The sequence below is a fragment of the Reyranella sp. genome (assembly GCF_052439685.1).
Classification (GTDB): Bacteria; Pseudomonadota; Alphaproteobacteria; order Reyranellales; family Reyranellaceae; genus Reyranella.
On record NZ_JBQVQG010000016.1, the window covers coordinates 84,276 to 96,464 of the forward strand.

A 12,189-nucleotide genomic window follows, 5' to 3' on the forward strand; every position below is an offset into this window, starting at 1 on the left:
TCCCGCCCTCAATCTTGGCCGCCCCCACCCCCTGTGCCCCACAACCTCTGGCCCCCCCAAACACATTCCCCCAATTGGTGTTCCGCGCTCCGTTGAGGCCGCTTGCTAACTCGGCGCCTGAACGCTTCTCGCCTGGAAAAGCTTCATCTCCGTGCGTCGCGCCGCCCCGTCAGCTCGACGGGGCCAAAGAGGCCATGATCTTGGCCCCCTGTTCCTGCGCGCGCAGGGCTGCCGGTCGTCCGACATGGCGCTCGGCATAATCCTCAAACACCGGCCGCTTCTCGATGCCGCCGAACATCATGCCCCAGTGCAGGAACGACGCCATGTAGAGGTCGGCCGCGGTGAAATGGTCGGCGGCGATGGTGGGCCGCTCCGCAACCGCCTGGGCCACGGTCTCCAGGGTGCGTTCATAGGAGCCATAGCCGAACATCACCTGCAGCTTGGTGTCGGGACTCCAGCCGGCGGCGTGGTTGGCCAAGGCCGGCTCGCCGCAACCGGCGGTGAAGAACAGCCAGCGATAGTAGGCGCCGCGTTCGGCCGGCGGCGGCGCGAGCTTCGCCTCGGGGAAGAGGTCGGCGAGGTAGCAGAGGATGGCGCCACTCTCCGTGACGACCGTGTTGCCGTGGCGCAGCGCCGGCACCTTGCCCATCGGGTTGATGGCGAGATACTCGGGCGACTTCATGTCGGGCCCGAACTGCTTCACTTCGAGCCGGTAGGGGCAGCCGATCTCCTCCAGCATCCAGTGGATCATCGCGCCACGCGACTGCGGATGGGTAAACAGGATCAGTTCGTCGGCCATGACTTCACTCCTCTAAAACAATCTCATCTGCCTTGCGTCGCGCCTGGCATCGACCAGGGCGGTGCGGGCGGCGGCGGGGACGGCGAAGCGCATCGTGTCGAGGCGGTAGCGCACGCGGTTGAGATCGAGGCGCTTTACCGCCGCAGCGAAGCGCTTGCTCAAGAGCTGCGCGATCGGGCCCTCGCCCTTCATGCGCGTGCCGAACTCGGCCTTATAGAGTTCGCCACCGCGGATCTGGCGGATCAGCGACAGGACGCGGTCGGCGCGGTCGGGCCGGTTGGCGCGCAGCCATTCCTCGAACAGCTCCTTGATCTCGAGCGGCAGGCGCAGGGCCGTGTAGCCCGCGCGTGTGGCGCCGGCCGCCGCCGCAGCATCGAGGATCGCTTCCATCTCGTGATCGTTGAGGCCGGGGATCATCGGTGCCGTCATCACGCCCACCGGGATGCCGGCCGCTGCGAGTTCGCGGATCGCGTCCAGCCGTCGATGCGGCGCCGAGGCGCGCGGCTCCATCGTGCGCGCGAGGTCGCGATCGAGCGTGGTCACCGACAGGAACACTTCGGCCAGGTTGCGTTTGGCCATGTCGCCCAGAATGTCGATGTCGCGCGTGATCAGGTGGTTCTTGGTGACGATGCCGACCGGATTGTTGAAGTCGCTGAGCACGCGCAGGATCTGCCGCGTGATCTTGAGGTCGCGCTCGACCGGCTGGTAGGGATCGGTGTTGGTGCCCATCGCCACCACGTCGCAGCGATATTTCGGCGAGGCGAGCTCGGCCGTCAGCAGCGCCGCCGCCTCGGGCTTGAACAGGATCCTGGTCTCGAAATCGAGGCCGGGCGACAGGCCGAGATAGGCATGGGTCGGTCGCGCGAAGCAGTAGATGCAGCCATGCTCGCAGCCGCGATAGGGATTGATCGACCGATCGAACGGAATGTCGGGCGAGCTGTTGCGCGCGATGATGGTGCGGGTGGCATCCTTCGTCAGCGTCGTGCGCAACGGCGGCAGCTCGTCCTCGATGTCCCAGCCGTCGTTGGTACGGATGCGCTTCTCGTCGTCGTAGCGGCTGGTCGCGTTGCTGAGCGCGCCCCGCCCGTTGTGCTGCGGCTCGGCGATCTGGTCGTCCGGATAGAGCGGCGGGGCGGGCTCTTTCATGCGGCGAGTCTTAGAACAAAAAGAGAACGAGTCAAGCCACTGTCTCTGGGGGTTCATTGTCTCGGGATAGGACCACCCCTAGAGAGGGACCATGACCGCCATCGAGTTACGCCCCGCCCGCCCCGAAGACACAGACTTCCTGCACAGCCTGTCGCCGCGCCTGTCGGGCGTGCCCGGTCCCGCCTGGCACGACCTCGCCGCCATGGAAGGCTTCCAGGACCGCTACATGGAAGCGACCTTCGCCACCGTTGACCCGGCGGCACAAACGCTCGTCGCCTGCTCGGCCGACGGAGAGCGCCTCGGCTACATCCACATGCGCCCATTCAAGGACGGGGTGACCGACGAGCCCTGCGGTTACGTTTCGCTGCTGGCACTCACCGAGGAGGCCGAGGGTCAAGGCATCGCCCATCGTTTGATGCAGGCGGCCGAGACCTGGGCCCGTGCGCAGGGCTACCGCTTCCTCTGCCTCGACGTGTTCGCCGACAATCGCCACGCCGTGGAGTTCTACGAGCGCCGCGGCTTCCAGACCGAGACCCTGCGCATGGTGAAGCCGCTATAGCCACTCGGCACATTTACACTCTGGGTTGCACCCATATCATTGAATACAATCTATTATGAGTGCTGACGCCTATCTTTTTGGGAGACAGCAGATGGTAGATATTGAGGTCAGGACTGCGAGTCACGATGACATCGATTTCATCGCCAGGCTCTCGCCGCCGGGCGATGAGCGGCTCGCCTCGCAAGCCCTTCTCACCGCTGAAGAGGCCTCGTCGGCCGATAATTCGGCGATCTTCATAGCCGTGGCCGGCGATGGACGGCGCCGGGGCTACCTCTATCTATACCCGGAGAGAGAGGACTCGGGAGAAGAGCCTCGCCATTATGTTGTCCGAGTCGCCAGGGCATATCAGGCGGAGAGCGACGTCTTCAGCAGCCTCTTCGGCGAGGCCGAGGCCTGGCTGGAAGAGCATCGCGGTTGGCTGGTTTTCATCGAAATACTCGCCGAGGACGAAAGTGGCGCCGTGTTCGAGGCGGGAACCATCACCCCTCCGAGGCGGTCATAGCCACTCGGCGCGAAGGGCGCGGATGAAGTCGCCGTCGAAGCACTGGTCGATGCGGGTCTGCAGATGGCCCTTCATGGCAGGCTCCAGACCGGCGTCGCTCCATTGCGACGGATCGGACGGATCGCGCGGCGCTTCCGTCTGAACTTTCCAGCGCGCCATGAACATCGTCGTGCGCAGCCAGGTGAGGCGGCGCATCGGCTGCAGCCAGGGGCGCAGTTCGGCGGCACGACTCTCGCCGATCCGCGCGAGATAGGTTTCGTAGAAGTGCGCGACCTCGGCGAGGGAGAGAACCTTGCCGACATCGGGATGCCAGACGGTCGACGTCGGCAGCGTCGCGTGCGCAAGGTCGATCGCCGGCGAGCCGACATGCACTTTCTCAAGGTCGACGAACCAGGCGATCCCGTCGCGATCGACGATGAAGTTGCCGGGATGCGTGTCGGCCAGCGCGATCGACAGCGGTTGCGGCCGATTCGCCACCTTCTTCGCCATCCCGCGCATGAGTTCGAGTTCTTCGACGATCTCGGCACGAGCGCCGGTGTCCGCGACGGCCTTGCCGAGGAAACGTCGGGCGCCCTCCTCCACGACGTCGAGCGTGGTGCGGACCGGATTGTCCTGGCGCGGAATCGGCGATCCCATCCCGGGCAACGGGAGCGAATGAAGTCGCGCCAGCGTCTCGGCCATGCCCCCCAATTCGTCCGGAAGATGCGGCGCCCGTCCGTCGACGAAATCGACGATCAGCGCCCCACCGGCCAGACCAGGCCCCGGCTCGACGATTTCATGTAATCGCGGCGTGCGCCCTGCGGGCGCGAGATGCCGGAAAGCTTCGGCCTGCAGGTGCAATCGCGCCGCCGCCGTCGGATCGTCCTCGTAGGCATAGGCGATGCGCGCCAGCCGTCCGTCCTTCAATCGCACATGGCCGTGCGCCGTGCCCGTCGCCGGCAGCGCCTCGCCCTCGCGGATGGCGGCGGGGAGGTCAGCCACTGCGTGGCAGCTTGCCTTCGTTGAGGCGCGGCATCAGTTCGGCGAAGTTGCAGGGGCGGAAGCGGATGTCGAGCTGCTGGCGCAGGATGTCGTCCCAGCCGTCCTTGCAGGCGCCGGTCGAGCCCGGCAGCGCGAAGATGTAGGTCGCATTGGCAACGCCTGCCGTGGCGCGGCTCTGCATGGTCGAGGTGCCGATCTTCTGGAAACTGATCCAGCGGAAGGTCTCGCCGAACCCGTCGATCTTCTTTTCGAACAGCGCCTCCAGCGCCTCGGGCGTGACGTCGCGGCCGGTGACACCGGTACCGCCGGTCGAGATCACGACCTCGATGCGCGGATCGTCGATCCACTTCTGCACCTGCGCGCGGATCAGCGCGATGTCGTCGGTGACGATGGCGCGGTCGGCCAGGACATGGCCGTCGCGCGCGATGCGCTCGACCAGCGTGTCGCCCGACTTGTCGGTCTCGAGCGTGCGCGTGTCGGAAACCGTGAGAACGGCAATGTTCACCGGCTTGAATGGCTTGGTTTCGTCGATGCGGTTCATGGGCTCACTATACCTCGGGAGTCGGCAACTTCGATGTTCGCCCGGGAGGCGCTGCTGGAGAAGGCCGCCGAAGGATTTTTCCTTTCGAGACCGGAAAGCCATCAGGACTTTCCATTGACTCTCCACCCTCGGGATTTAGTGATCTCCCCTCTGGAAAACACCAGCACAATCCTTTCATTGCTTCCGACACACGCAGGGAAGCCGACTCTCAACGCTCGGAGACATCATGACCGATCCCACCGACTGGAAGCATGACGGCGTGCGGGTGATTCCCGCCGGATCGCTCGACACCAACACCGCCCAGACCCCAGGCATGAACCGGGCCGCGGCGATCAATTTCGCCCGCGTCGGCGCCCAGAAGCTGTGGGCCGGCACGGTGACCATCCACGCGCACGCCAAGACCGGCGCCCATCATCACGGGCATCTGGAAAGCGTGATCTACGTCGTGAAGGGCCGCGCCCGCATGCGCTGGGGCGACCAGCTCCAGTTCGTGGCCGAAGCCGGTCCCGGCGACTTCATCTACGTGCCGCCCTACGTGCCGCACCAGGAGATCAACGCCTCGGACACCGAGCCGCTGGAATGCGTGCTCGTGCGTTCCGACAACGAGGCGGTCGCGGTCAACATCGACATCACCCCGGCCGAGAAGGTCGAGGAAGTCTACTGGGTGGATCCGACGCATCCTCATCCTCACAAGCACTAGCTTGTGAGGATGCGCGGGCGGCAGCACTTGTAATCAAGCGCGAGAGCCCGCGCCGTGCAGAATGGATATGAACTCTTCCCGAAGGCGGCCCTACCCGGCCGCCTTCTTCTTTTTCGGCCACAGTCCCGCCAGCAGAAGCACAACCGCGACGATCGCGAAGCCGGTCGACAGGGTGCTGTGGAAGAAGATCGTCGGGTCGCCGTCGGAGATCGCCAGCGACTGGCGCACCGAGCGCTCGAAGATCGGGCCCAGCACGTAGGCCAGGATGACGATGCCGAGATCGAAGCCGTGGCGGCGCAGGCCGTAGCCCACGAAGCCGAAGACGACCGCGATTACCACGTCGGCGGGATTGCCGTTCGACGAATAGACGCCGATCAGGCAGACCGCGAGGATCATGGGCGTGAGATAGGCGCGCGGGATGTCGAGGATGCGCACGAACAGACCGATCAGCGGCAGGTTCAGGATCAGCAGCATGACGTTGCCGATATACATGCTGGCCACGACGCCCCAGAAAATCTCCGGCTGGCGCTCGAGGATGGTCGGGCCCGGCGTGACGCCGTGGATGATGAAGGCACCCAGCAGCAGCGCCGTCACCGCATTGGCGGGAATGCCCATGCAGAGCAGCGGTACGAAGGCGCCGGCGGTGCCGGCATTGTTGGCCGATTCGGGGCCGGCCAAACCCTCGACGGCGCCTTTGCCGAATTCCTCGGGGTGCTTCGAGAGCTTGCGCTCGATGCCGTAGGACAGGAACGAGGCGAGCACCGCGCCGCCGCCGGGCAGCAGCCCGACCAGGAAGCCCATGAAGGTGCCGCGCACGACGGGACCGACCGACCGTCTCGCCTCCTCGCGCGAGGGCATGAAGCCCAACAGGTGCGAGGGCGGCGGCAGGACCTTCATGTCGTCGGGTTTCTGGCGGGCCATGAACAGCACTTCGGACAGGCCGAACAGGCCGATCGCCAGCGGCACGAGATTGACGCCGTCGCCCAGCGCCAGGATGCCGAAGGTGAGACGCGGCGTCATGTTGAGGGGATCGCTGCCGATCGTGCCGAGCAGCAGGCCGAAGGCCGCCATCAGCAGCGCCCGCGGCAGCGAGCCGCTCGACATGTAGGTGACCATGGTAAGGCCGGCGAGCATCAGCATCGCGTATTCCGCCGGACCGAACTTGATGACCAGCTCGGCGAGCGGCGGCGACAGGAAGGAGATGCCGATGACGCCAACGGTGCCCGCGAAGAACGAGCCCAGTCCGGCGATACCCAGCGCCGCGCCGGCGCGGCCCTTGCGCGCCATCTCGTAGCCGTCGAGACAGGTCACGACCGACGAAGCCTCGCCCGGGATGCGCATCAGCACCGACGTCACGGTGCCGCCATAGGCCACGCCGTAATAGATGCCCGACAGCATGATGATGGCCGAGGTCACGTCCATCTTGAACGTGATCGGCAGCAGGATGGCGATGGTGGTGAGCGGGCCCAGCCCCGGCAGGATGCCGACGACGGTACCGAGGAACGCGCCGACGAAGCAGTAGAACAGGTTGTCGAGGGTCAGCGTGGTGGCGAAGCCACCCAGCAGCGCTTCCATGGGCCGGGCCTCAGCGAACGTAGGTGTAGAAGGCGCGCTCGATCGGGCCTTCCGGCAGATCAACGCGCAGCAGCCAGCCGAAGCAGACCAGGCCGACGGCGGCGCAGGCGATGCCATAGACGATCGAGGACAGCCACGAGCGGCGTTCGGCGAAGCGCATGATGACGACGGTCACCGCCACGGTCGTGACGACGAAGCCGGCATACGTCGCGCCCAGCGCGAACACCGCGAAGGTGGCGATGTAGATCGCGAAGGTGCGGTTCGACTCCCTGGTCGCCTCGACGTCGTCGGTGTCGCCGCCCTCGGTCTCGCCGGCCTGGCCCGGAAAGGCCAGGACGACGAGGGCGAGGACCACGCAGATGCCGGCCATGAGCTGCGGGAAGAAGCCGGGACCGGGGCCGTCAAAGCCCCAGCTGTCCAGCTCCAGCGCTTTCCACAGGCCAACCAGCGCCGCGGCCAGCAGGCCGAGCGTGGCGATCCGCGTACCGCTCAATCGGGCGCCAAGGAGCCTCATCACGCCTTCTTGGCCATGCCGGTTTCCTTGAGGATCGGCACGAGTTCCGTCTCGATCTTCTTCAGGAGCGCGCCGTACGCCTTGCCATCGCGATAGACCGGCTGGATGCCGAGCTTGGCGATCTGGCTGGTCACGGACTCGTCCTTCATGACGTCGGCCAGCGCCTTGCCCATGCGCTCCTGGATGGCCGGATCGACGCCCTTGGGGAAGGCGTAGCCGAACGGCCCGTTGCTGACCGCGTCGTAGCCCAGCTCGCGCAGCGTCTTCACGTCGGGATAGTCGGGCCAGCGTGCCTCGGCCGCCGAGGCGAGGAAGCGCAGCTTGCCGGCCTCGATCTGCGGCCGCATTTCGGCGACCGTCTGGATGACCGCATCGACATGGCCGCCGATCGCCGCCGTCACCGATTCGACGCCGCCCGGGAACACGACCCAGCGGAACTTGGCGCCGGTCAGCTTGGCGAGCTGGAACATCGCCACGACGTTGGTGACGTTGTTGGAGCTGTAGGTGAGCTGCTTCTGCTTGCCCTGGTTGACCAGGTCCTCGATCGACTTGATCGGACCGTCGGCGCGCGCGCCGACGCCATAACGCAGCGCCGCGACCTGGCCGATGATGTCGAACGCCGTCCACGGCTCGTACGCAACCTTCATCATGTTGGGGATCGCGACGTGGCTCGAGATCGCCACCAGACCGATCGTATGGCCATCGGGCGCCGACTGGGCGAGCGTTGTCGGGCCGAGCGCGCCGGCGCCGCCCACCACGTTCTTCACGATGACGGTCGCGTTCAGCCGCTTCTCGAGCGCCTGCGCGATGATGCGCGCCGTGAGGTCTGTCGAGGCGCCCGGCGCATTGGGATTGATCAGCGAAATCTCTCGCGCCGGCCATTTGCTCGACTGGCCGATCGCCGGAGCGGCCACGGTCATGGCCGCAAGGGCCGTGCCGCCCTTCAACACGGTTCTACGATGCATCCTGTTTGCCTCCCGTTTTTTGTAGGGGAGGACAGTGCTTGCCGGGCCCGCTTCAGGTCAAGTGAGACGTGCCGGTACGCGAACTCAGGAGGCCGCGCGCACCTCGGCCGAACGGTCCCAGATGTTGGGCTGCTCGCGATTGGTGTAGCCCGACACGAAGAGGTTGGGCTGTCCCGTCTTCACGTCGAACGTGTGACGACGCACCGCGCCGATATTGCCGCCATAGACATGGATGCTGATCGAGCCGCGATCGTCGAGCGCGTTGGTGACCTGGTGGATGTCGCCCTTCGGGTTGCGTGGCGCCGGCACCAGCACCTCGACGTCGCCCGGCTCGAGCTTGGTGAGCCCGCCCGGCACCAGCACGCCGGTCTCGGCGTCGCGTGTGAAGGCGAGCGAGGTTTCCGAGCCACGCAGCATGCCGACCAGACCCCACATCTCGTGATCGTGCACCGGCGTGTTGGCCTTCGGCGCCCACACGAAACTCACGACGCAGAAGCGCTCGAACGGATCGCACCACAGCAGGTTCTGCGCATAGCCATGTGCTGGCACCTTGGCCGCTTGCTCGGGCAGCCAGTCATCGTGCTTCACAAGCTCGCCCAGAAGCTTCGCGCCCACGTCGACGATCGCGTTCTCGTCCTTGTCCTGCCAGGCGCCGCCGGTCAGAGATGTCATGTCGCCGATGAAGCGACGCAGGCGATCGATGCTCATTGCGCGGCCTTTCCCTTGAAAGTGGTTCCGAAGATCGTCTCGGTGTCGGCGCCGAGTGCCGGCGGATCGCGCCGCTTCGAAATGTCGGTGGTGGAAATCCGGACCGGGCTGCCGAAGGTTTTCGTCTTCACACCCGACGGAAGCTCCATCGCCTCGACCCAGCCCATGTGCTGAACCTGCGGGTCGGCGAGAATCTGGCTGTAGGTGTTGATGCGTCCCTGCGGCACGCCGGCCTTCTCGAACGCTGTCAGCCAGTGATCGACGCCCTGCCCGGCGAACTCGACTTCGAGCAGGTCCTTGAGCGCCACCTGGTTGGCGGCGCGCAACTGGGTCGTCGTGAAGCGAGGATCGGCGAGCAGGTCGGGACGACCGACGACCTTGGTCACGGCTTCCCACAATTTGTTGTTGCCGGCAGCGATCACGAAATGTCCATCTGCCGCCTTGAAGGCCTGGTAGGGCGCATTGCGCGGATGGGCCGAGCCCAGCTTCTTCGGATCGTTCCCGGTGCCGAAGAACTCGCTGGTCTGCAGCGCGGCCATGCCGAGGCTGCAGCCCAGCATCGAAGCGTCGACATGCGCGCCCAGGCCGCCGCCCGCGACCCGTCGCAGGATCGAGACAACGGTCAGCGCGGCATAGAGGCCGGTGCCGACGTCGGAGACCGGCACGCCGCACTTCACCGGCGCGCCATCGGGTTCACCGGTCACGCTCATGATGCCGCTCATCGCCTGCACGGTGACGTCGAAGCCGCCCTCGCTCGACCGCGGACCGCTCTGGCCGAAGGCCGAGATCGAGCAATAGACGAGGCCGGGCTTCTCGGCGCGGAAGGATTCGTAGCCGAGGCCGAGCCGATCCATCACGCCCGGCCGGTTGTTCTCCAGCACGACGTCGGCCGACAGGATGAGCTGGCGCGCCGCCTGCTTCTGCGCCGGGTCCTTGAGATCGAGCACGACCGACCGCTTGTTACGGTTGATCGAGGCGAAGTTCTCACTGTAGCCCCCCTCGGAGCCTTCTGTGATCGGCGGCCACTGCCGCATCATGTCGCCTTCCGGCGGCTCGACCTTGATCACCTCGGCGCCGAGATCGGCCAGCAGCATGCCGCAATAGGGACCAGCCAGGACCTGGCAGAATTCGACGACGCGTACGCCTGAAAGCGGCAACATGCTCAGCGGGTTCCATCCTGCGGGGTGTAACGGGGCCAGTCGTGCGAGGCGATCTGGTCGAGCGACGGCGTCGGCTGCCCCAGCCGCGCCTGATAAATCCAGTAGTTGGTCAGCACACGCTGCACGAAGTCGCGCGTCTCGTGGAGCGGGATCGACTGGATGTAGAGCAACGGATCCTGCGACGCATTCAGCGAATTGTCCCAGCGCATCACGTTGCCCGGCCCGCCATTGTAGCCGGCGGTCGTGCGCACGAGATTGCCGTCGGTCTCGTTCAGCAGCATCGAGATATAGGCCTCGCCGAGCGACATGTTGACCGACGGATCCCACGGGTTGGCGCCCGCCGTCTCCGGCGCATAGCGCGCCGACACGGCGCGGGCCGTCGATGGCATGAGCTGCATCAGGCCCATGGCGCCGACCACGGAACGCGCCTTGGGGTTGAAGGCCGATTCCTGGCGCATGAAGGCATAGACCAGCGCGCGGTCGACGATCGCTCCGCTGGACGGTTGCCACGGCGGGACCGGATACATGCCGCCGTCATAACCCTTGATGTTGTGGCGCTGGTCCCAGTTGGCATTGCCGACCTTCACCGCGAGGGCCGGCAGCTGCGCCTTCAGCGCCAGCGCCATAACGGCCTCGACATAACGAGGATCGTTGTCGATCGACGCGGCGAACAGCTCGCGCTCGGCGGCCGTCGTGGCGCCGAGTTGCAGCAGCGCCAGCGCCCGCCGCGCCGCGCGGTCGTTGCGCAACAGGTCGGCACGGCGCCGGTCGAGCGGCGGCACCTCGAAGTCGGGCTGGACCTGCATGCCCAACGCCTTCTGGGCGATCAGCCCGTAGAAGGTGCCGCCGTGCAGCGCCGCGCGCTTGAGATAGGGTGCGTATTTTTGCGGATTGCCGGCCAGCAGGTTGGCGCGGGCGGCCCAGAACGATCCGGCCGACAAGGTCCAGGACGAGGCCCGATCCGGCGAGGCATCGGCCACCAGCTCGAAGCGGCGGGCCGCTTCAGCCATGTCGCCGCGCGTAAAGGCGGTCATGGCGGCCGTCCAGTTGGCGTCGGGCGGCATGCTGGCCTCGACCGGAACCTGCACGCCGCGCTGCGGATCGGCTTCGAGCTGGCGCGTCCGCAGACGGCCACGCCACAGCTCGACTTCCTGGGGTCCGAGAATCTCGGTCGACGACTTGCGATCGAGCAGGACGAACGCGGCGTTGAAGCCGCCATCGTCGGCCATGCTCTGCAGGCGCCCGCGCAGTTCGGCCGCGCGCCCGCCATCGGCGCCGTTGACGGTGCGCGCCGCCGCGAAGCTGGGCGAGCCCGGCGTGGTGCCGATGAAGGTGGCGGGCGTCAGCTCGGCGCCCGCCGGACGACGGGCCAGCGCCAGCCGGTAGATCGCGGGCGCGTCGGGATTGTCGTTGTAGTCCTGCAGCCAGGCGGCCAGCTGCTCGTAGCGGGCGGGATAATTCGGGCTGAGCAGGCGCTGGGCGCCGACATATCCCATCAGGGTCTTGTCGTGGAGCTGCCGGATCTCGTCGTCGGCCTGGGCCCACGCCCCTGCCTGCTGCGCCTGGAAGATGCGCCGGTAGCGGTCGCGCGTTTCGTTGTCCAGAACGGTCGGCAGATCGGCAACGACCGCAGCTTCGTCGAGTTCGAGGACGGGCGGCGGCGGCACATAGACTGCGGCACGCGGTGAGGGCCGCGCGGAAGGCCGTGCCGCCGGCCTCGCGGCGGCAGCCTTGGTCGTCACGGGCTTGGTCGCCTGGGTCTGGACAGGCTTCTTGGCGGTCTGGGCCGAGGCGGAGGCCGCCATCAGGGCGGCCGCCCCGATCAGAAGGGCGGAAACGGTCGTTCGCATGGCCCACCGTAGTTTGACTCCGGCCCATACGACAAGGGTGCGGCGACGGGAGCCGGTGCGGCTATACTGCCCGGAACGGAGGACCGGAATGAACCTGCATCAAGAGCGTGCCGCGGCCGTGCGGCGCCTGATCGACGAAGCCCGCACCCTCGAGAAGACGGGCGTGACCTACGCCACCCTCGACAAGAT

General features: G+C 66.5%; 13 protein-coding genes. 3 read left to right on the plus strand and 10 right to left on the minus strand.

The window, feature by feature from the left end; all coding sequences use genetic code 11:
• Positions 1-169: 169 nt before the first annotated feature.
• Both ACT6UX_RS19700 and ACT6UX_RS19705 read right to left on the minus strand, forming a co-directional pair.
• Positions 170-799: a glutathione S-transferase family protein gene (locus tag ACT6UX_RS19700; protein WP_444776847.1), complete on the minus strand. Its 630-nt coding sequence runs from the start codon at positions 797-799 to the stop codon at positions 170-172.
• Between the two features lie 12 nt (positions 800-811).
• Positions 812-1,945: a PA0069 family radical SAM protein gene (locus ACT6UX_RS19705; protein ID WP_444776848.1), complete on the minus strand. Its 1,134-nt coding sequence runs from the start codon at positions 1,943-1,945 to the stop codon at positions 812-814.
• A 91-nt stretch (positions 1,946-2,036) separates the two neighbouring features.
• Here ACT6UX_RS19705 and ACT6UX_RS19710 point away from each other — a divergent pair, with 91 nt between their 5' ends.
• Together ACT6UX_RS19710 and ACT6UX_RS19715 are read left to right on the plus strand one after the other, a co-directional pair.
• The gene (locus tag ACT6UX_RS19710; protein ID WP_444776849.1) at positions 2,037-2,504 is read left to right on the plus strand and encodes a GNAT family N-acetyltransferase; all 468 of its coding nucleotides are present in this window, start codon (positions 2,037-2,039) and stop codon (positions 2,502-2,504) included.
• Between the two features lie 91 nt (positions 2,505-2,595).
• Positions 2,596-3,006 carry a hypothetical protein gene (locus ACT6UX_RS19715; protein WP_444776850.1) on the plus strand — a complete coding sequence of 137 codons (411 nt, stop codon included), beginning with the start codon at positions 2,596-2,598 and terminating at the stop codon, positions 3,004-3,006.
• Here the strand turns inward: ACT6UX_RS19715 and ACT6UX_RS19720 are convergent.
• Together ACT6UX_RS19720 and moaB are read right to left on the minus strand one after the other, a co-directional pair.
• Positions 3,001-3,987 (minus strand): phosphotransferase, encoded by a 987-nt coding sequence (locus ACT6UX_RS19720; RefSeq protein WP_444776851.1) that lies wholly within the window; start codon positions 3,985-3,987, stop codon positions 3,001-3,003. The genes ACT6UX_RS19715 and ACT6UX_RS19720 overlap by 6 nt on opposite strands.
• Positions 3,980-4,528, minus strand: a complete 549-nt coding sequence (gene moaB, locus ACT6UX_RS19725) for a molybdenum cofactor biosynthesis protein B (RefSeq protein ID WP_444776852.1) — start codon at positions 4,526-4,528, stop codon at positions 3,980-3,982. Before moaB ends, ACT6UX_RS19720 begins: the two co-directional genes overlap by 8 nt.
• A gap of 226 nt (positions 4,529-4,754) precedes the next feature.
• Here moaB and ACT6UX_RS19730 point away from each other — a divergent pair, with 226 nt between their 5' ends.
• The gene (locus ACT6UX_RS19730; RefSeq protein WP_444776853.1) at positions 4,755-5,228 is read left to right on the plus strand and encodes a cupin domain-containing protein; all 474 of its coding nucleotides are present in this window, start codon (positions 4,755-4,757) and stop codon (positions 5,226-5,228) included.
• Between the two features lie 90 nt (positions 5,229-5,318).
• On the opposite strand, the gene ACT6UX_RS19735 is transcribed toward ACT6UX_RS19730, so the two are convergent.
• The 6 genes from ACT6UX_RS19735 to ACT6UX_RS19760 form a co-directional block, all read right to left on the minus strand.
• Positions 5,319-6,803 carry a tripartite tricarboxylate transporter permease gene (locus ACT6UX_RS19735; protein WP_444776854.1) on the minus strand — a complete coding sequence of 495 codons (1,485 nt, stop codon included), beginning with the start codon at positions 6,801-6,803 and terminating at the stop codon, positions 5,319-5,321.
• Positions 6,804-6,813: 10 nt separating this feature from the next.
• Entirely contained in the window at positions 6,814-7,317 is a 504-nt protein-coding gene (locus ACT6UX_RS19740; RefSeq protein ID WP_444776855.1) for a tripartite tricarboxylate transporter TctB family protein, read from the minus strand.
• Complete coding sequence (locus ACT6UX_RS19745; RefSeq protein WP_444776856.1) at positions 7,317-8,282, minus strand: Bug family tripartite tricarboxylate transporter substrate binding protein; 966 nt, start codon at positions 8,280-8,282, stop codon at positions 7,317-7,319. Before ACT6UX_RS19745 ends, ACT6UX_RS19740 begins: the two co-directional genes overlap by 1 nt.
• A gap of 84 nt (positions 8,283-8,366) precedes the next feature.
• Positions 8,367-8,990, minus strand: coding sequence for a cysteine dioxygenase (locus ACT6UX_RS19750; RefSeq protein ID WP_444776857.1), 624 nt, complete (start codon positions 8,988-8,990; stop codon positions 8,367-8,369).
• Positions 8,987-10,150, minus strand: a complete 1,164-nt coding sequence (locus ACT6UX_RS19755) for a CaiB/BaiF CoA transferase family protein (protein ID WP_444776858.1) — start codon at positions 10,148-10,150, stop codon at positions 8,987-8,989. The genes ACT6UX_RS19750 and ACT6UX_RS19755 overlap by 4 nt, the downstream gene beginning before the upstream one ends.
• Before the next feature lie 2 nt (positions 10,151-10,152).
• Positions 10,153-12,000 carry a transglycosylase SLT domain-containing protein gene (locus ACT6UX_RS19760; RefSeq protein WP_444776859.1) on the minus strand — a complete coding sequence of 616 codons (1,848 nt, stop codon included), beginning with the start codon at positions 11,998-12,000 and terminating at the stop codon, positions 10,153-10,155.
• Positions 12,001-12,189: the final 189 nt, after the last annotated feature.